The organism is Kribbella sp. NPDC051718 (assembly GCF_040681515.1).
Taxonomy (GTDB): Bacteria; Actinomycetota; Actinomycetes; order Propionibacteriales; family Kribbellaceae; genus Kribbella.
In genome coordinates, this window is sequence record NZ_JBFAYZ010000002.1 from 301966 (window position 1) to 318939 (window position 16974).

At 67.5% G+C, this 16974-nt stretch carries 21 protein-coding genes; 13 read left to right on the forward strand and 8 right to left on the reverse strand.

Annotated features, from left to right (window positions below):
• The first annotated feature begins 10 nt into the window (after positions 1–10).
• A complete protein-coding gene (locus AB0M15_RS08045; protein WP_363815205.1) occupies positions 11–370 on the forward strand; it encodes a hypothetical protein in 360 nt (119 codons plus the stop codon).
• A gap of 69 nt (positions 371–439) precedes the next feature.
• Complete coding sequence (locus AB0M15_RS08050; protein WP_363815207.1) at positions 440–820, forward strand: ester cyclase; 381 nt, start codon at positions 440–442, stop codon at positions 818–820.
• Here the strand turns inward: AB0M15_RS08050 and AB0M15_RS08055 are convergent, their stop codons facing one another.
• From AB0M15_RS08055 to AB0M15_RS08065, 3 genes are read right to left on the reverse strand one after another with little or no spacing between them, the layout of a single operon-like run.
• Positions 821–1225 (reverse strand): VOC family protein, encoded by a 405-nt coding sequence (locus AB0M15_RS08055; protein ID WP_363815209.1) that lies wholly within the window; start codon positions 1223–1225, stop codon positions 821–823.
• Between the two features lie 11 nt (positions 1226–1236).
• The gene (locus tag AB0M15_RS08060; RefSeq protein WP_363815211.1) at positions 1237–1950 is read right to left on the reverse strand and encodes an SDR family oxidoreductase; all 714 of its coding nucleotides are present in this window, start codon (positions 1948–1950) and stop codon (positions 1237–1239) included.
• 12 nt (positions 1951–1962) lie between these two features.
• Positions 1963–2826 (reverse strand): DUF427 domain-containing protein, encoded by an 864-nt coding sequence (locus AB0M15_RS08065; protein WP_363815213.1) that lies wholly within the window; start codon positions 2824–2826, stop codon positions 1963–1965.
• A gap of 120 nt (positions 2827–2946) precedes the next feature.
• On the opposite strand from AB0M15_RS08065, the gene AB0M15_RS08070 reads away from it, so the two are divergent.
• The 4 genes from AB0M15_RS08070 to AB0M15_RS08085 all read left to right on the forward strand — a co-directional run bounded on the left by AB0M15_RS08070 (position 2947) and on the right by AB0M15_RS08085 (position 6633).
• Positions 2947–3540, forward strand: coding sequence for an ABATE domain-containing protein (locus AB0M15_RS08070; protein ID WP_363815215.1), 594 nt, complete (start codon positions 2947–2949; stop codon positions 3538–3540).
• The gene (locus AB0M15_RS08075) at positions 3537–4358 is read left to right on the forward strand and encodes a pyridoxamine 5'-phosphate oxidase family protein (RefSeq protein ID WP_363815217.1); all 822 of its coding nucleotides are present in this window, start codon (positions 3537–3539) and stop codon (positions 4356–4358) included. Before AB0M15_RS08070 ends, AB0M15_RS08075 begins: the two co-directional genes overlap by 4 nt.
• A gap of 2 nt (positions 4359–4360) precedes the next feature.
• Positions 4361–6064 (forward strand): MOSC and FAD-binding oxidoreductase domain-containing protein, encoded by a 1704-nt coding sequence (locus AB0M15_RS08080; RefSeq protein ID WP_363815219.1) that lies wholly within the window; start codon positions 4361–4363, stop codon positions 6062–6064.
• A 65-nt stretch (positions 6065–6129) separates the two neighbouring features.
• Positions 6130–6633, forward strand: a complete 504-nt coding sequence (locus tag AB0M15_RS08085; RefSeq protein WP_363815221.1) for a tetratricopeptide repeat protein — start codon at positions 6130–6132, stop codon at positions 6631–6633.
• A 30-nt stretch (positions 6634–6663) separates the two neighbouring features.
• On the opposite strand, the gene AB0M15_RS08090 is transcribed toward AB0M15_RS08085, so the two are convergent.
• The 3 genes from AB0M15_RS08090 to AB0M15_RS08100 all read right to left on the reverse strand — a co-directional run bounded on the left by AB0M15_RS08090 (position 6664) and on the right by AB0M15_RS08100 (position 9777).
• Positions 6664–7119: a rhodanese-like domain-containing protein gene (locus AB0M15_RS08090; RefSeq protein ID WP_363815223.1), complete on the reverse strand. Its 456-nt coding sequence runs from the start codon at positions 7117–7119 to the stop codon at positions 6664–6666.
• A gap of 95 nt (positions 7120–7214) precedes the next feature.
• Complete coding sequence (gene nhaA / locus AB0M15_RS08095; protein ID WP_363815225.1) at positions 7215–9137, reverse strand: Na+/H+ antiporter NhaA; 1923 nt, start codon at positions 9135–9137, stop codon at positions 7215–7217.
• Positions 9130–9777 (reverse strand): TetR/AcrR family transcriptional regulator, encoded by a 648-nt coding sequence (locus AB0M15_RS08100; protein ID WP_363815227.1) that lies wholly within the window; start codon positions 9775–9777, stop codon positions 9130–9132. The genes nhaA and AB0M15_RS08100 overlap by 8 nt, the downstream gene beginning before the upstream one ends.
• A 65-nt stretch (positions 9778–9842) precedes the next feature.
• Here AB0M15_RS08100 and AB0M15_RS08105 point away from each other — a divergent pair, with 65 nt between their 5' ends.
• The 4 genes from AB0M15_RS08105 to AB0M15_RS08120 all read left to right on the forward strand — a co-directional run bounded on the left by AB0M15_RS08105 (position 9843) and on the right by AB0M15_RS08120 (position 12872).
• Complete coding sequence (locus tag AB0M15_RS08105) at positions 9843–10163, forward strand: hypothetical protein (RefSeq protein WP_363815229.1); 321 nt, start codon at positions 9843–9845, stop codon at positions 10161–10163.
• A 123-nt stretch (positions 10164–10286) separates the two neighbouring features.
• Positions 10287–10991 carry a GAF and ANTAR domain-containing protein gene (locus tag AB0M15_RS08110; RefSeq protein ID WP_363815231.1) on the forward strand — a complete coding sequence of 235 codons (705 nt, stop codon included), beginning with the start codon at positions 10287–10289 and terminating at the stop codon, positions 10989–10991.
• A gap of 129 nt (positions 10992–11120) precedes the next feature.
• A complete protein-coding gene (locus tag AB0M15_RS08115) occupies positions 11121–12200 on the forward strand; it encodes an ROK family protein (RefSeq protein WP_363815233.1) in 1080 nt (359 codons plus the stop codon).
• Positions 12201–12239: 39 nt separating this feature from the next.
• The gene (locus AB0M15_RS08120) at positions 12240–12872 is read left to right on the forward strand and encodes a GNAT family N-acetyltransferase (RefSeq protein ID WP_363815235.1); all 633 of its coding nucleotides are present in this window, start codon (positions 12240–12242) and stop codon (positions 12870–12872) included.
• Here AB0M15_RS08120 and AB0M15_RS08125 read toward each other — a convergent pair.
• Together AB0M15_RS08125 and AB0M15_RS08130 are read right to left on the reverse strand one after the other, a co-directional pair.
• Positions 12865–13335: a carboxymuconolactone decarboxylase family protein gene (locus AB0M15_RS08125; protein WP_363815237.1), complete on the reverse strand. Its 471-nt coding sequence runs from the start codon at positions 13333–13335 to the stop codon at positions 12865–12867. The two genes, AB0M15_RS08120 and AB0M15_RS08125, sit on opposite strands and share 8 nt — an antisense overlap.
• Positions 13336–13418: 83 nt before the next feature.
• Positions 13419–13988 (reverse strand): CGNR zinc finger domain-containing protein, encoded by a 570-nt coding sequence (locus tag AB0M15_RS08130; protein ID WP_363815239.1) that lies wholly within the window; start codon positions 13986–13988, stop codon positions 13419–13421.
• Positions 13989–14191: 203 nt separating this feature from the next.
• On the opposite strand from AB0M15_RS08130, the gene alr reads away from it, so the two are divergent.
• Genes alr through AB0M15_RS08145 form a run of 3 tightly spaced genes read left to right on the forward strand, consistent with a single transcriptional unit; the run spans position 14192 to position 16937 of the window.
• Positions 14192–15319, forward strand: coding sequence for an alanine racemase (alr, locus tag AB0M15_RS08135; protein ID WP_363815241.1), 1128 nt, complete (start codon positions 14192–14194; stop codon positions 15317–15319).
• On the forward strand, positions 15316–16287 hold the full coding sequence (locus AB0M15_RS08140; RefSeq protein ID WP_363815243.1) for a D-alanine--D-alanine ligase family protein: 972 nt from the start codon (positions 15316–15318) through the stop codon (positions 16285–16287). The genes alr and AB0M15_RS08140 overlap by 4 nt, the downstream gene beginning before the upstream one ends.
• A complete protein-coding gene (locus AB0M15_RS08145; protein ID WP_363815245.1) occupies positions 16284–16937 on the forward strand; it encodes a M15 family metallopeptidase in 654 nt (217 codons plus the stop codon). Before AB0M15_RS08140 ends, AB0M15_RS08145 begins: the two co-directional genes overlap by 4 nt.
• Positions 16938–16974 lie beyond the last annotated feature (37 nt).

The following is a 16974-nucleotide window of genomic DNA, read 5'->3' on the forward strand; positions in this document are numbered from 1 at the left end:
AGCTCCAAGCATGAACACCACCACTATCCTCACCACAGTCCTGGACGCGTGGAAGGCCGGTGTCGACGCCCACGACCCGGAAGCGGTCGCCAAGGTCTTCACCACTGACGCCATCTTCCAAGGCCTGCACCCCTACAGCATCGGCCCAGCCGGCGTAGCCGAGTACTACGCCTCCCAACCTCTGGGCATGAAGGCCGACTACGAAATCCTCCAGAGCCGCCAACTCAGCGACGATCTGGTCCTCGGCTACCTCAAGGTCGCCTTCTCCTTCGTCGACCGCCCCACCCTCGAGGTCTTCCTCAGCATCCTTGCCCGTAGCAACGACAACACCTGGAAGATCGACCACTACCAAGTCTCGAAGCTGTCCTGACCCGGGGGAAGTGCCTTACTTCAAAGTGGGCACTTCCCGCGAGCAACTCCGGTGGCTACCGTCGATCGCATGGCCGATCTCGAACAGAACAAGCAGGTTGTCGTCAGCTACTACCAGACCGCCTTCGACGGAGAGCCGGAGAAGGCGGTCGAGTTGTATGTCGGCGACCGCTACATCCAGCACAACCCGATGGCCGCCGACGGCACCGACGCGTTCATCGGTTTCGTGAAGTGGATCCGTGGCGAGAACCCCCAGCTCAAGCTGGAGATCAAGCGCGTCTTCGCCGAGGACGACATCGTCATCACCCACTCCCACCTCACCCTCAAACCAGGCGAGCCAGGCCAGGCGCTGGCCGACTTCTTCCGCGTCGAGAACGGCAAGGTCGTCGAACACTGGGACGTCATCCAGGACATCCCCAGCACCTCCGCCAACGACAACACGATGTTCTAGCTATTTGCGCCAGGGCAGGTGCTGGAGGGTCCAGGTGTTGCCGTCCGGGTCGGTGAAGTAGGCGAAGTAGACGCCCCGGACTTCTTCGACGGGTTTGACGTCGACGCCCCGGGCGATCAGAGCGTCTCGGGTTGCTTCGATGTCGGAGACGATCAGGTGGAGGCCTCGCAGGGAGCCGGGCGGCATCTCCAGCTCGGGGATGCCGGTGGAGAGTTTGATCGAGCAGTACGAGCCGGGCGGGGTGAACTGGACGATTCGTACGCCGTCCACAGGGGTGACGTCGACGTCCATTTCGAAGCCGAGTTGCTCGCCGTAGAACGCTTTGGCGCGATCGATGTCCGTCACCGGCAACGGGACCAGCTCGAAGAGCATCTCGCCCGGGACGACCGCAGGTTCGTGTGACATGACGGGACTCCTCAGACGATTGGTTCGCCGCCGTCGACGGCGATCGACGTACCGGTGACGAAGGTGCTGGTGAGGGCGAAGATGACGCCGTCGGCGACGTCTTCAGCGGTGCCGAGGCGGCCGGCCGGGTTCTCGGCGACGCGGCGGGCGAAGAGGTCGGCCTTGGCTGCCTCGCCGAGGCCGTCGTACGCGCCGGTGTCGATCGTTCCGGGCGAGACGGCGTTCACGCGGAGCGGCGCCAGCTCGACCGCGAGCGACCGGGCGACCGCATCCACAGCCGCGTTGGTCGCGCCGACCGCGAGCATCCCGGGATGCGACTTGCGGGCCGAGTGCCCGGAGAAGAAGACGAACGAGCCGTCCGCCGGCAGCCGCGGCGCGAAGTGCTTGGCGAGCAGGATCGGGCCGATCACCTTGGTCTGGAACGACCCCAGCATCGCCGCCGGCGTCAGCTCCGCGACGAGCCCGCGCGCTCGCGCCGAGGCCGTCGACACGACATGATCCACCTCGATCGACCCAGCGAGCGCCGCGATCGACGCCTCGTCGTTCAGGTCGACCGTCGCCGTCTCGACAGCAGTTCCCTTGTACGCCGCCGCCAGCGCCTCCTGATCGCGACCAGCAGCCACAACCTTGGCGCCTGCGGCAAGCAGCGCGTTCACAGTCGCCCGCGCGATCCCGCTGCCGCGGCCCACGACCAGAACAGTTCGGTTCTCCAGTGATGCAGACATCAGACAGCCCTTTCAGTCGATCGAGATGAGTTCGTCGGTGTCGAGTCCGCGGTCGATGCCGTGCGGCTTCACTTGTTGCCCCGGCTCCGGCAGCAGCCGTACGCCGTCCAGCGTGACCTCGACCTTGTCGGCCTCGAAGGAGACGAGATCCGACACCCGCCCGACCTCGTCGTACGCCTCGCGATACGACCAGGCCGCGCGCTTCGCAGGACCGATGTCGTAGTAGTCAGCCAGCCCCTTGTACGGGCAGAAGGTCTGACCGTCGACCGGCGCGAGCTCGCCGTCCACGATGTCCTCCCGCGGCACGTACCACCGCGGCGCGAACCCGGACTCGTACAGCGCCACCGGCCGCCGCGTCTCAGCGATCACCCGATCCCCATCCCGTACTACGAGATGCCGCGAAGTGCTCCGAATGTCGATCCGGTGATAGGCGTCCGCAGCGTGCCCCAGAATCCGCTCGTCCTCCTCGTAGAACGCATCCATCGCCCGCCACGCGAAGGCGACCCGCCCGGCCAGCTCCCCCGCGTACGCGGGCAGATCGATGTGCTCCCAAGCAGCCCGCTGCGCATCACGCCCGAAGCCGCCGACCGTGTACCAGGCCGTCGTCCCCAGGTCGCGGTGCTGCGTCGTCCGCTCACCACCCGAGAGCACATCCGCCCGGATGTCCCCGCGCGGGAAGTACGCGACCGGATAGCGCCCCGGCTCATGGAGCAGGATCACGTCCTCGCTGTCCGCGATCCACTCGCCACCGAACCGGACCCGCATCCGGCGCCGCAGGCGCTCGGCGTACAGCAGCCGCTCGGGCAGCGGCTCCGGGGTCAGGAAGCGGCCTACCGCGCCGCCGCCGAGTGGCCCTTGTTGCCAGGACAGTCCCATGATTCCTCTCCACTTCCGCTCGCTTGTAATGTTGAAATGAAGCTAGAACCATTAGATCAATCTGCGCAAGACCCCGTCAGCATGTTGATTTGAGACGTAACTAATGCGTAAGGTGGTGGCATGAGCATGAGCCCGAGCGTTGAGGACCTGCTGGCCGCGGGGTTCGCCATGGGCGGTGAGCGACTGGCTGCGCTCGACCTGGTGGACACGCAGCTCCTGGCTGTCACTCCGCCGGTCGACCTGATCGAGACGCCCGAGCAGCTGGCGAACTGGTGGTCGCTGCAGTCGGGCAGGCTGCCGGCCGGACCGGTCCCGGACGGTGCTGCGGTGCGGCGGTTGCGGGCGGCAATACGGGAAGTGCTCGATGCACACTTGACCAATCGGTTGCCGTCAGCAACTTCTGTGGACGACCTCAACGCCGCCGTTGCCGGGGCGCCGCAGAGCCTGCGGATGGTGGTTTCGGACGACGGATTGCAGGCGGAGATCCGCTGGCATCCGGAGTACGGCGGGAACGCGGCGCTGGCGATGATGGCGCGCGAGACGATCGAGCTGATGGCCGACCCGGCCCGGCTCGAGACGCTGAAACGCTGCGCGAACCCGAACTGCTCGATGCTGTTCCTCGCGGAGCACAAGCGGCGGCAGTGGTGCATCGGCAGCCGCTGCGGCAACCGCACCCGGGTCGCCAGGCACTACGAGAAGACGAGGCAGTCATGACCGGCTTCCACGAGGGCGAGCTGGCGGTCCAGGAGAAGGCGGGAGTCGCTTTCGACGCGGCCCGGCTGGAGGGGATGCTGCGGCCGGCGTCGCTCGAGGGTGGCGCGCAGAAGTTCCTGGCGCAGCGCGACTTCGTGGCGATCACGGCGCGCGACAGTGACGGGCGGTTATGGACGACGGGGATGTCCGGGACGCCTGGCTTCCTGTCGTCGAGTGGCAGCACGTTGACGATCGGTACTGCGCCGGCGCCGGGTGACCCGTTGCACGGCGTACCGGCGTGGCAGCCGGTCGGCGTACTGGTGATCGACCTGGTGTTGCGGCGACGGGTGCGGATCAATGGGGAGCTGGTTCGGAGTACCGACGGTGAGCTGGAGATCGCGGCGGAGCAGGCCTATGGCAACTGCCCGCAGTACATCCATCCCCACGAGGTCACGCAGCCGGCGTCGACGCTGCCGATCGTGACTGACGGGTCGCTCGGTGAGGCGGCGACGGCGCTGGTCGAGGGCGCGGACACCTTCTTCCTCGGTACCGCGCATCCCACTCGCGGCGCTGACACCTCGCACAAAGGCGGCGAGCCCGGGTTCGTGCGGATCGACGGCGGGGACCTGTGGTGGCCGGACTTCCCGGGCAACAACATGTTCAACAGTCTGGGCAACATCGCGGTCGACCCGACCGCCTCCTTACTGTTCCTCGACTTCTCGACCGGCACGGCCCTGCACCTGTCCGGTACGGCGACAATCGACTGGAATGCCGGAGGCGAGACGGGCCGGGCGGTGCGTTTCCATCCGACTCGATCAGTACTCAACAGCTGGAGCTGATGATGGCCACGCTGCGGTCCCTGAACGTCGGCCTGCCGAAGGACGTGTCCTGGCACGACCGGACGGTCTACACGGGTGTCTTCAAGTCACCTGTCGACGGACCGCGGATGGTCCGGCGACTGAACGTCGACGGTGACGGCCAGGGCGACCTGGGCGGACACGGTGGTGAGCAGCGCGCGGTGCTGGTCTACCAACTGGAGTCCTACGCGCACTGGCAGGAGCACTTCGGGCGGAACGACCTCACGTACGGGATGTTCGGCGAGAACTTCACCGTGGACGGGTTGCCGGACGACGAGGTCTGTATCGGCGATCGGTACCAGATCGGCGAGGCGGAGTTCGAGGTCACGCAGCCGCGGGTGACCTGCTACCGCGTCGGCATGCGCATGGGCGAACCCGAACTGCCGTCCCTGCTCGTCGCCCACCACCGCCCCGGCTTCTACCTCCGCGTGATCAAGGAGGGCTTGGTCGAAGCAGGCGACGAAATCATCCGCACCCGAGTCGGCCCGCAGGCCCTGAGCGTCGCAGACATCGACGCCCTTCTCTACCTCCCCAACCGCGACCAGCAGAAGCTCCGCCGCTCCCTGGACATCCCCGCCCTGAGTCCCGGCTGGCAACAGTCCTTCCAAGAGCTAGTCGAGCAGTACTCCGCCCTGCCTGCGGCCAACGTCACTGCGCCGGTGCTAGCTGGTTGGCCAGGCTTTCGGCCGCTGAAGGTGACAGCGGTGGTACCGGAGAGCAGTTCGATCTTGTCGGTCTGCTTCCGGCCGGAGGACGGTACTGGTGAGTTGCCGGTCGCACAGGCCGGTCAGTACTTGACTCTGCGGATCGCGGCCGCCGCCGACACTCCACCGGCTGTCCGGAGCTACTCGCTGTCGTCGGCGCCGGGCGCGGCGGAGTACCGGATCAGCGTGAAGCGCGACGGTCTGGTCAGCACCTACATCCACGACCACCTGAAGGCCGGGATGGAGATCGACGTCGCGGCACCCCGCGGCGACTTCGTACTGACCGACGACACCGGCCCGGTGGTACTGGTCTCCGCCGGAGTCGGCATCACCCCAGTACTCGCCATGCTGCATGCAATCGCAGACCAGCCGGCTCGACCGGTGTGGTGGATTCATGTCGTCCGCAACCAAGCCCAGCAGGCCTTCGCGTCCGAGGCGGGCGACCTACTGAAGGCTCTTCCACTGGCCCACCAGCAGATCTTCTACACCGCGGATGGCAAGCGGCCGACCGCAGACCAGTTCGAGGCGCTCGGGTTGCCGGCGGACGCGTCGGCCTACATCTGCGGCCCGGCCGGTTTCATGAGTGAGATGACGGAAACGCTTGCAGGGTTGGGGATCGCGCGGGGTCGGATCCACACCGAGCTGTTCGGCACGCCGGCATCGATCAACCCCGGTATCACCGACCACCGGTCAGTACCGCCTCACCCGCCTGAGGGCGAGCCCGGTACCGGCCCGTTGGTCACCTTTGCCCGCAGCGGCCTTTCAGTGCCGTGGTCGGACCAGCAGCCGTCGCTGCTCGACCTGGCCGACGCGTGCGACGTACCGACCCGCTGGTCGTGCCGTACCGGGGTCTGCCACACCTGCGTCACCCCACTGATCTCCGGCGAGGTCACCTACTCACCGGAGCCTCTGGAGCCTGCCCCGGCCGGCCAGATCCTGCCCTGCTGCGCACGACCGGCCGGCGAGGTCGTCCTCGACCTCTGACCCGACTGCACCCGCCCCGGAGCGGCCGCGCGGGGTTCGACAAATCGACGCGGCATGATGGAAGCGTGACCGAAGACCTGACGCCGGAACTGGCCGCGACCATCGACGAGGCGTTCGCCCGGCGCGACCGGGAGAACATGCAGCCGACGATCGACTTCTTCGAGGACCTGCTGACCAAGCACCCGGGCAACCCCTATGTGCTCTACGAGGTCGGCGGCGCCTACGACACGGCCGGCCAGGAGGAGAAGGCCCTGCCGTACTACGAGCAGGCCCTTCCCGGTCTCAGCGGCGACATCAAACGCCGCTGCCTGCTCCAGTACGGCAGCACCCTGCGCAATCTCGACCGCTTCGACGAGTCGCTGGCCGTCTTCAAAGCCGCCAGCCAGGAGTTCCCCGAATCAGACTCCCTCCGAGTCTTCAAGGCCCTGACCCACCACGCCGCCGGCCACCACGACAAAGCCCTGGCGACGCTCCTCCTGGTCATCGCCGACCGCATCGACACCCCCGAACTCAAGCGCTACGAAGCAGCCATCCGGGGCAACGCCGAGTACCTGGCCAACCCCCACTGACGTCGCGCACTCACCTGCCTGACAGCGCCGTCAGCAGGCGCAGGCGATCCCGGTAGGAGCAGTCAACGGATCCGACGGCCGGCGAGTGATGCCGTCAGCCGTCTCCACCGGCAGACCTTCACGCGTCCAGTACTCGAACCCGCCGATCATCTCCTTGACCGGATACCCGAGCTTGGCGAACTCCAGCGCCGCCTTCGTACCACCGTTGCAAGCCGGTCCCCAGCAATAGGTGATCACCGGAAGCCCAGCCGGCACTACGTCCGCCGCGCGAGCCGCGATCTCCCTCGTCGGCAGATGAATCGCCCCCGGCACATGCCCCTGATCCCAGCTCTCCTGACTCCGGCTGTCGATCAGCACCCAACCAGTCACGCCGGCTCCGATATCGGCCGCCACATCGGACGGATCCGTCTCGAACCTGAGCTTCCCGGCGAAGTGCGCAACAGCCTCGTCCTGCACGGCGGGCGGAGTCTCCCACACTGTCGACATCCTCGAATCCCTTCTTCTACGGAGCCCCCAGCGTCGCCGACACCGACCCCCTCAGAACAGTGGCAGAAATGACCTACTGAAGCCAATTACTGCCACTAGCTGGTGCGCGCTCGGCGGCGGCGAACCAGCGGCGGGAGTTCGGTATCGCGGATCTTGGCCCGGACCCGCGCCGTCTTGATCGCGGTCTTCAGAGTCTCGACGTCGTACGCGCCGTAGTGGCGTTGTCCGTTGACGAAGAAGGTGGGAGTGCCGGACACGCCACTCAGATCGGCGGACTCGACGTCCTGGGCTACTCGCGCGGCGGCGACGTGCCGTTTGACCTCGTCGTGGATCCGGTCGTTGTCCAGCCCGAGCTGCACGGCGTATGACATCAGGTCGGCCGGCTTGAGGTTCTCCTGGTTCGCCAACAGCAGGTCGTGCATCTCCCAGAACGCGCCCTGAGCCGCCGCCGCCTCCGCCACCTCAGCGGCGATCTGAGCGCGCGGGTGCACATCGGTCAACGGCAGATGACGCCAGACATACCGCAGATCGTCATCCTTCAGCAGGTCCCGGACGACCGGCTCCGCCAGCCCGCAGTACGGACATTCGAAGTCGCCGTACTCGACCAAGGTCACCGAGGCTGTCTCCGGCCCGCGAATGTGGTCGCGCTCTGGATCGACCGGGTCCATCAAGTCGACCAGCTCATCCACGTCACCGAGCAACGCGACCGCCTTGCGGGCCGGCGACAACAGGTGCGCCGCCTGGAAAACCAGCCAGGTGACCGCCGAGGCGACGACCACCGCGGACAACAGCCCGAGCTTCGCCTCCGTCAGCGCCCGTCCCTCGAACGCCAACGTTGCTATCAGCAACGACACGGTGAAACCCATCCCGGCGATCGTCCCGCTGCCCGCCACCGCCGCCCAGCCGACCTGCGGTCGCAACCGGCCACCGGTGAAGCGGGTCAGCGCCCACGATGCGGTCATCACCGCGACCGGCTTGCCGATCACGTAGCCGAACAGGATGCCCAGCGTGATCGGTGACCGGAACGCCTGCGCCAGGAAGTCGCCGTCGATCGTGATGCCCGCGTTGGCGAGGCCGAAGATCGGAACGATCAGATAGCTCGTCCACGGGTGGTAGAAGTGCTGGAGCCGCGCGTTCGGCGAGAGCGTCGAGGTCAGCCCGAGCGTTGCGTTGCGCGCCAACTCCGGCGTCGGCTGCTCGCGGAACAACCGGAACAACCCGCTCGCCTGCTCCAGCTCATCACGCCCCGGCGAGTACGCCGATGCGGTCAACCCGATCGCCAGCCCTGCGACCACCGGGTCGACACCACTGGTCAGCAAGGCGGCCCAAGTGACCACACCCAGCGCCACGTACACACCGACCTGGCGGACCCGGAGCAGGCTCGCGGTCAAGAGCACGCCGAAGGCAACGATCGCGATCAGCAGCGGCATCAGCGAGATGTTCTCGCTGTAGACGATCGCGATCACCAGCAGTGCGATCAGATCGTCGACGACGAACACGGTCAGCAGGAACACCCGGACCCGATCCGGCACGCCCCGCCCGACCAGCGCGAGCAGACCGAGCGCGAGCGCGGTGTCCGTCGACATCGCGACGCCCCAGCCGTGAGCGCCCTCGCCGCCGTGGTTGAAGGCCAGGTAGATGAGCACCGGCGCGACCATCCCCGCCACCCCGGCCACCACCGGAAGTACGAAGCGGCTGCGGTCGCGCAGGTCACCGAGGTCGAACTCGCGTCGCGCCTCCAACCCGACCACCAGGAAGAACAGCGTCATCAGCCCGCTGTTGACCCACTCCTGCAGCGACATGTTCAGCTCGCGGCCGCCGAGCGCCAGCGAGAAGTCGGTGTGCCAGAAATCCGCATACGAGCCGGGCGCGATGTTCGCCCAGGCCAACGCGAGCAGGATCGCCACGGCGAGCACGCCCGAACTGCCCGATTCGGTGCGGAGGAAGTCCCGGATCGGCGCGGCGAACTCTCTGGTCCAGTTCGTCCGCCCGCTCAGTACTCCCGAGAAGTCAGCCATCGTGCCCTCTCCGTGCAACGGCCGCCGGGTCGGTCGCGAACGACTCGACGTAGGTCAGCATGGCATCGAGCGCCGCCTCCAGTGGAGCGGCATCCCGTTGGGTCTGGGTGAGCAGCGTGCCGCCCTGCAGCGCGGCCAGCAGGGCCATCGCCAGCTTCTCCGGGTCGGCGTCGGATCGCAGGTCGCCGCGTTCGGACATCGACTGCAGGCCCTCGCGCAGCTTGCGCTCCCACTCGGCGAAGCCGATGGCGAGCCGGGCACGCGCATACAGATCGGTCTCGACCACTTCGCCGGCCAGTGAGCCGAGTCGGCAGCCGCCCTCGCACTGCTTGTCGACCTGGCGTTGCACGTTGATCGCGGCCCACTCGCGCAGCGCCTCGAAGCTGTCGAGCACACCCACCGCCGGGCTGCGCTCGAACTCGATCACGACCCTCGCCTGATGGTCGACCACATCGGCCACCAGGCTGCGCTTGTCCTGGAAGTAGTGCGTCATCTGCGACCCGCTCACCCCGGCCGCCGCCCGGACGTCCTCGATGCTCGTGCCCGCGACCCCGTGCTCGTAGATCAGGTCGGCGGCCACGGAGACGATGCGCTCCTTGGTCGCGCGGCCCTTCCGCGTCAGCTTCGCCGTTCCGGTCATGCGCACACCGTACCTGATTTTCTGGGATTTGCATCCCAGAATCCAGCAGGTCTACTGTCGGCCACATGACTACCGACAGCTATGTGGCGCGGATCGTGGACGTGCCGGATCACGGCATCCGGCTCGAGCCGGCCGACGGCACCGACCGCCCGGACGAGCCGAACGCGACCAACCTGCTCGCGATGTCCGTCGCACTCGCCCTCGGCGCGGCCGGATATCGTCACCATCCGGAGCCGCGCGACCCCGAATTGCAAACCCTCGATGCCTTGCTGGCCGGCGAATCGGTGATGCCCTGGGTCAGCGACACCTCGGCCGGCGACAACACATATGTGGTCTGCACCCCAGCCTCCACCGGCCTGCCACAATGCAAGATCGAGCACCGCTGAAATCCCGCTCGACCAATCTCGTCCTCCGGCTACCACTTCGGGCGGAGCAGGCTGCATGATGTCCGCTGAGGAACACTCCAGCCACGGGGTGACCCCCGACGATCATTCATGTCTGGAGCCCGGATGGCTGACTTCGAGGTAGCTGCGCCGACGTCTGCGGACGCGTTCGCGCGGCTGGCCATCGAACTGCACGACGCCCCCAGCGTCGAGGAGACGGTCGACGCCGTCGTCCAGTTCGCGCTACAGGCGCTGAACTGCATGTACGCCGGGGTGATCCTCTCCACCCGCGGACAGCAGCCAGAGGTCGCGGCGGTCACCGATCCGGTCGTCACGGACGCGTACGGCCTGCAGATCAGTTCGGACAACGGGCCGCTGATCACCGCGTTGCGCAATCGCACCACCGTCCTGATCCGCGACACCAGCACGGACGACCGCTGGCCCGAATGGGCGGCGAAGATGACGGCACTCGGGATCCGTAGCGTGCTGGACGTCCCGCTGGCCACCGGCTACTCGAGTCGCGCGACCGTCGGCGTACTAGGCCTGTACTCCGCCCAGCCCGACGCCTTCACCGCCGACGACGAGGCGATCGCACACATCCTCGCCCGGCACGCCTCCGTCGCCGTCGCCTCGGCCCGCCACGAAGAAACCATGACCCAAGCCGTCGACGCCCGAAAACTCGTCGGCCAAGCCATGGGCATCCTGATGGAACGCTTCGACGTCGACGCAGACCGCGCCTTCGCCATCCTCAAGCGCTACTCCCAAGACACCAACACCAAACTCCGCGACGTCGCCCAGCAACTCATCGACACCCGCAAACTCCCACACTGATCGAGACTGCGAACCACCGTGGCCGGGCATGCTCCGACGGTAAGGTCTGGTGGGGTGGGAGGGATTTCGGCGGGAGCGGGGAGTTGGCGGCCGTTGAGCGGGCCGTCCCATCGGCTTGCACTGGAGATCTTGCTGGACGGACCCCTGTCCCGGGCTGAGCTCGCGAGGCGGGTGGAACTGTCCGCGGGCAGTCTGACCCGGTTGACCAAGCCGATGCTGGAGTCGGGGTTGCTGGTCGAAGTACCGGGCGGGCCGACGGATCCCAGGGTCGGGCGGCCTTCGCAGCCGTTGGACATCGTGCCTACCTCCCATCACTTCGTCGGGGTGAAGTTGACCTCCGACACCGCGCTAGGTGTGCTGACCACGCTCAGAGCCGAGGTGATCGCCAGCGAGGAGCGGCCGCTGCCCAGCCACTCTCCCGAGGAAGTCGCCGACCTGGTGGTCGAGCTGGCGCGGTCGCTGAGCGAAGGCCGGCCGGGAATCACCGGTATCGGCGTCAGCGTCGGCGGGCATGTCGCCGGTTCCGGAGACGTGATCCACGGCGACTTCCTGGACTGGGAGGACGTGAGCTTCCAGCAACTCCTTGCCGAGCGCACCGACGCACAGGTCGTCGTCTCGAACGACGTGACCGCGGTGACCGAGGCGATCCACTGGTTCGGCGCCGGGCGCGGGATCAGCCGGTTCTGCCTGCTCACCATCGGCGCCGGGATCGGCTACGGCCTGGTCGTGCACGACAAACTGGTCCACACCACCGAGGCCGGGCTCGGCCTGATCGGCCACTACCCGCTCGATCCCAACGGCCCGCTCTGCGACCGCGGCCACCACGGCTGCGCCAGCGCGATGCTCACCACCGACGCGATCACCAGTCAGATCAGCACCGCGCTCGGCCGCCCGGTCCGGTACGACGAATGCCTCGACCTGGCCAAGAACGGCGACCCCGAAGCCCGCCGGATCGTCGGCGCCGCGGGCCACGCCCTGGGCCGGCTGATCGCGGCGGCGAGCAACTTCACCATGCCCGAGGCGGTGATGCTCGGCGGCGAGGGCGTTCAGCTCGCAATAATCGCCCAGGACGAGCTCCACGCCGGCCTCCAGCAGGACCGCCACCCGGCCGCCGTCCCGCCGCCACTCATCCTGCAGGACCCGTCGTTCACCCAATGGGCCCGCGGCGCCGCGGTGATCGCCATCCAGACCTTCGTCCTCGGCAGATAAGTAACCGACTAATCCGGGATAAGCAGTTACGATCGGATCATGGACGAGCTCGTACGCCGCTGGGCGCACGGCTGGACCCTCTGCCGGGGACTGGCCGCGCCGCTGAACCGACCCGCCGCGCTGGAGGTGACGCTCGGACTCCCCGGCCGCGACCGTGAGCTGTTCGCGCTGACCGACCACGCCGAGACCGTGAACGACCTCGCGATCGACGCCGCGAGGACCACCGCGACCTGGCTGACCGTGACCACCGAGCAGCCGGCCGCCAAAGCCGCAGTACTGGAGCAGGCCGGCCTCGAGCTCCTCGACGAGCCCTGCCTCCTGATGACCATCGACCTGACCAAGCACCCCATCAAAGCGGCTCCCCCGGAGTACACGCTGCAGACCAGCAGCGATGGGCCACTGGAGTACGCGAAGGTCAAAGATGCCCAAGGCAACGTCGCGGCCCACGGAATGGCTGCCATCGTCGGCCACGATGCCGTCCTGCACGACATCCAGACCGACCCGGCCCATCGCCGTCGCGGGCTGGGCAGTGTCGTGATGAGCCGGCTCAGCCGGCGAGCGATGGACCGCGGCGCCGCCACCGGTCTGCTGATGGCCACGACCGATGGCGGGTACCTCTACACGAAACTCGGTTGGTCGACCGAGGCAACGATGATTACTGCTGTCAGTTGAACTGCCCGGCCACGTAGTCGCCGGCGGGCTGCCGGGTGATCACGTTGAGCCGGTTGAAGGTGTTGATCAGCGCGATCTGCGCGACCAGGGCGAAGAGCTGCTCCTCGTCGTAGTGCTTGGCCGCGTTCTCCCAGACCTCGTCGCTGACGCCGCCGGCGCCATCCGCGATCCGGGTGCCCTCCTCGGCCAGCTCCAGGGCAGCGCGCTCCGCCTCGGTGAAGCAGGTCGCCTCGCGCCAGACGGCGACCAGGTTGAGCCGCTGCTGCGACTCACCGGCGGCGACGGCGTCCTTGATGTGCATGTCGGTGCAGAAGCCACAGCCGTTGATCTGGCTGGAGCGCAGGTTCACCAGCTCCAGCGTCGTGTAGGGCAGCGCCGGCGCGATGGCGCGGCCGGCGCCGACCAGGTGCTTCACGAGCTTGTCGGCGGTGGGCTGGCCGAACATGTTCAAACGGGCATCCATGACTGGACTCCTCTGTCGTGTTTTTTCGTCTACACCCCTTACGACACGACAGCCCGGCGGACTGTGACCTCACGGAATGTGAGCTAGCTCTCGCGGGCCCGGAACGCCGCGACCTTCGTCCGGTTCTGGCAGGCGGTGGAGCAGAACCGCTGGGTGTGGTTGCGGGTGGCATCCAGAAAGAGCAGGTCACAGCGCTCCGCCCCGCAGCGCTTCAACAGCTCGTACTCCGTACTGCCCAGCAGCATCGCAGCCGCCGTCGCAAACTCAGCCAGCCAACCATTCGCCAGCGAAACGCCAGACGAAGCAAAGTGCAGATGCCAGGGCGTTTCCCCGTGCTCACCGGCAGGTCGGGTGAGGCGTGGGGCCGCTTGGGTGGCCTCCAGGAGGGCGTTGAGTTGACCGGCGCTGGCGTCGATCGAGCCGTCGGCGAGGAGGGCCAGGGCGGCGTACAGGCGGGCGCCTCCGGACGTGAATTCGGCCAGTGCCCGGTCATCCACGTCTTGAGACAATTTGGTGGACAGGCGTAGTACGGCTTCTACTGATTCGATGTCACCAGCGCTCTGCGGCCGCCCGCGGCTCCACTGTGCGCCCAGTCGGTTACCCAGAGCGACCGCCGCGCCGAGCGAGTCCCTCAGATGATCGGTTGCGTCCACCCGGTCAGCCTACGAAACGTTAAGACGGCACCGAGGCGTGAACCGGAAGGATCGCGGCGGCGTCGGACAAGAGTAGGTAAAACTCCGAGCGAAAGGACGAGCCGAACCATGGTCGTGTCGTACCACGGTCGTATGCTCGCCACGCTGAACCTCCTACCCCGAGCCGATGTGCCGGCTCGTTGCCGGACACAACAATGACGGATATGAACCTGGCCCCAGCCCCGGCCCGCCCCTGCGTGGGCCTGGCCGAGACGGTCATCGACCTGTCTGCGGTCCGGGACAACGTGAAGACCCTGGCCAAGCGGATCCGGCCGGGCACCGAGGTGATGGCCATCGTCAAGGCCGACGCCTTCAACCACGGCGCGGTCCAGGTCGCCACCGCCGCGATCGAGGCCGGCGCCACCTGGCTCGGTGTCGCCCGCGCCGACGAGGCGCTGCAGCTGCGCGCCGCCGGGATCACCGAGCCGATCATGATCTGGCTGTACGACGCCTCCGAGCTGCTGCTGCTCACGGACATCGACCTGAGCGTCTCCACCGTCGCCGAGCTCCAGCAGATCGCCTCGACGCCGAACGTGCACAACGTGCACCTCAAGCTCGATACCGGTATGCACCGCGGCGGCAGCGCCCCCGACCAGTGGATCGAGCTGACTCGCGCGGCCGCCCACTACGAGTCGCTCGGCGCGCTCAAGGTCCGCGGCATCTGGTCGCACCTGTCCCACGGCGACGAGCTGGACGGGTCGCACAGCAAGAAGCAGCACCAACTCCTGCGCACCGGTGTCGCCCTGGCCCGCCGGGCCGGTCTCGACCCCGAGTACGTGCACCTGGCGAACTCGTCCGGCGCGCTCACCCTGGACGCCCCGGACTGCAACATGGTCCGGATCGGCGCCGGCGTGTTCGGCATCGACGAGGTCGACGCCGGTCTGCGGCAGCCGATGCAGTTCGTCACCAAGGTCATCCAGGTCCGCCGGATCAAGGCCGGCGAGGGCGTCTCGTACGGGCATGACTTCATCGCCGAGCGTGACACCACGGTCGCGCTGGTCCCGGTCGGGTATGCCGACGGCATCCCGCGCAACACCGGCGGCCGGGCCAGTGTGCTGGTTCGGGGTGTGCTGATGCCGATCATCGGCCGGGTCACGATGGACCAGTTCGTGATCGACGCGGGCGATCTCGCGCTCGAGCCCGGTACGCCGGTGCTCGTCTTCGGCAACGGTGACTCCGGCGAGCCGACGGCCGACGACTGGGCCCGGTGGGCCGGAACCATTCCACATGAAATCTACTGCGGGCTCGGCAACCGGGTTCCGCGTCGTTACGTCGAGGGAGCCCAGCGGTGAAGGTAGTCGTGATCAGTGGCGGAGCCAGCCCGGAGCACGAGGTGTCCCTCGCGAGTGGGCGTGGCATCGCCGAGGCGGCGGAGCAGTCCGGCCACGAGGTCGTCCGGCTGGTCCTCGACCCCGAGGGCTACTGGCAGGGCGGCCAGGCCGAGGCGATCGCGCTGCTGCAGGACTGCGACGTGGTGATCCCGGCACTGCACGGCGAGGGTGGCGAGGACGGCGTCATCCAGGGCTTCCTGGACCAACTGCACGTCCCGTACGTCGGTAGCGGAGTGGCCGCGAGCGCTGTCGGGCTCGACAAGCACCTGACCAAGGGCATCCTGCGCGCCCAGGGCATCCCGGTGACGCCGGGCATCACCGTGCGTGGCGCCGACCTCAAGGACGCCGAGGCGGTCATCCAGCGGTTGAAGGCGGCCGACATCGAGTTCCCCGTCTTCGTGAAGCCGGGCAGCGGCGGGTCGAGCTTCGGGGTCACTCGGGCCACCGATCTGCAGACGCTCGAGGCTGCACTGGCCGTGGCGGCCGAGCTGGACCCGCATGTGCTGGTCGAGCAGGAGATCAACGGCCGCGAGATCGATCTGTCCGTGATGGAGTTCCCGGACGGGCGCGTGGACGTCGCCCCGGCGCTGGAGATCCACGCCGACCCCGATCAGCCGTTCTTCAACGCGGCCGCCAAGTACGACAGCGGCGCGACCAAGTTTGTCGTACCGGCTCCGACCGATCCTGAATTGACCGAGCAGCTCCGGCGTACGGCGCTGGAGGTCTTCGACGCGCTCGGCTGCCAGGGGCTGGCCCGGGTCGACTTCTTCGTCCCGGCCGACGGCAAGCCGCTGGTCAACGAGATCAACACCTTCCCCGGCTTCACCGCGATGTCGCAGTTCCCGCGGATGTGGGCGGCAGCTGGGCTGACCTACGCCCAGGTCGTCGACAACCTGGTCCGCACGGCCGCGGTCAAGCAGACCGCATGACCGAGCCTGTCCTGCTGAGCGACGAGCGGATCACCCGAATTCCGGCCATCGACAGTGGTGAGCCGCTCGTCGATCTCTTCAGCCGGGGGATCTCGGCCGAGGGACGTCAGTACGTCCGGGAGAGCGTGGCGGACAAGCTCGCGGTCGCCGACACCTTCCTGCCCACCGGCGTTCGTCTGCACGTGGTCGAAGGGCTGCGCGCGATCGAGAGCCAGCGGGAGATCTACGACGGCTACAAGGCTGAGCTGAAGGTCCTCAACCCCGGTATCTCCGACGACGAGGCGCACGTCCTCGCGAGCCGGTTCGTATCGCCGGTCGAGGTCGCTCCGCACGTCGCCGGCGCGGCTGTCGACCTGACGCTGGTCGGCGAACACGGCCCGTTCGATCTCGGCACGCCGATCGACGCGACACCCGAGCAGAGCGACGGCGCCTGCTTCTTCGCCGCCACCAGCATCGGCCGCGAGGCGCGCACCAACCGCACCCTGCTGGCCGATGTGCTCACGTCGGCAGGCCTGGTGAACTACCCGACCGAGTGGTGGCACTGGTCCTACGGCGACCGCTATTGGGCTTTCGTCGAGGAGCGCGAACACGCCATCTACGGGCCTGCGAAGTACGATGAGTCAGCGGCGCTGGAAGCTAGCAATAGTTGATAGTTGGGGCCTATCGCGTGATAGGTAAGTTTGCTTT

Excerpts from the sequence above, each read along its gene's own strand:
- AB0M15_RS08045 (WP_363815205.1), top strand. The coding sequence starts at position 11 with ATGAACACCACCACTATCCTCACCACAGTCCTGGACGCGTGGAAGGCC.
- AB0M15_RS08050 (WP_363815207.1), top strand. The coding sequence starts at position 440 with ATGGCCGATCTCGAACAGAACAAGCAGGTTGTCGTCAGCTACTACCAG.
- AB0M15_RS08055 (WP_363815209.1), bottom strand. The coding sequence starts at position 1,225 with ATGTCACACGAACCTGCGGTCGTCCCGGGCGAGATGCTCTTCGAGCTG.
- AB0M15_RS08060 (WP_363815211.1), bottom strand. The coding sequence starts at position 1,950 with ATGTCTGCATCACTGGAGAACCGAACTGTTCTGGTCGTGGGCCGCGGC.
- AB0M15_RS08065 (WP_363815213.1), bottom strand. The coding sequence starts at position 2,826 with ATGGGACTGTCCTGGCAACAAGGGCCACTCGGCGGCGGCGCGGTAGGC.
- AB0M15_RS08070 (WP_363815215.1), top strand. The coding sequence starts at position 2,947 with ATGAGCATGAGCCCGAGCGTTGAGGACCTGCTGGCCGCGGGGTTCGCC.
- AB0M15_RS08075 (WP_363815217.1), top strand. The coding sequence starts at position 3,537 with ATGACCGGCTTCCACGAGGGCGAGCTGGCGGTCCAGGAGAAGGCGGGA.
- AB0M15_RS08080 (WP_363815219.1), top strand. The coding sequence starts at position 4,361 with ATGGCCACGCTGCGGTCCCTGAACGTCGGCCTGCCGAAGGACGTGTCC.
- AB0M15_RS08090 (WP_363815223.1), bottom strand. The coding sequence starts at position 7,119 with ATGTCGACAGTGTGGGAGACTCCGCCCGCCGTGCAGGACGAGGCTGTT.
- nhaA (WP_363815225.1), bottom strand. The coding sequence starts at position 9,137 with ATGGCTGACTTCTCGGGAGTACTGAGCGGGCGGACGAACTGGACCAGA.
- AB0M15_RS08100 (WP_363815227.1), bottom strand. The coding sequence starts at position 9,777 with ATGACCGGAACGGCGAAGCTGACGCGGAAGGGCCGCGCGACCAAGGAG.
- AB0M15_RS08105 (WP_363815229.1), top strand. The coding sequence starts at position 9,843 with ATGACTACCGACAGCTATGTGGCGCGGATCGTGGACGTGCCGGATCAC.
- AB0M15_RS08110 (WP_363815231.1), top strand. The coding sequence starts at position 10,287 with ATGGCTGACTTCGAGGTAGCTGCGCCGACGTCTGCGGACGCGTTCGCG.
- AB0M15_RS08120 (WP_363815235.1), top strand. The coding sequence starts at position 12,240 with ATGGACGAGCTCGTACGCCGCTGGGCGCACGGCTGGACCCTCTGCCGG.
- AB0M15_RS08125 (WP_363815237.1), bottom strand. The coding sequence starts at position 13,335 with ATGGATGCCCGTTTGAACATGTTCGGCCAGCCCACCGCCGACAAGCTC.
- alr (WP_363815241.1), top strand. The coding sequence starts at position 14,192 with ATGAACCTGGCCCCAGCCCCGGCCCGCCCCTGCGTGGGCCTGGCCGAG.
- AB0M15_RS08145 (WP_363815245.1), top strand. The coding sequence starts at position 16,284 with ATGACCGAGCCTGTCCTGCTGAGCGACGAGCGGATCACCCGAATTCCG.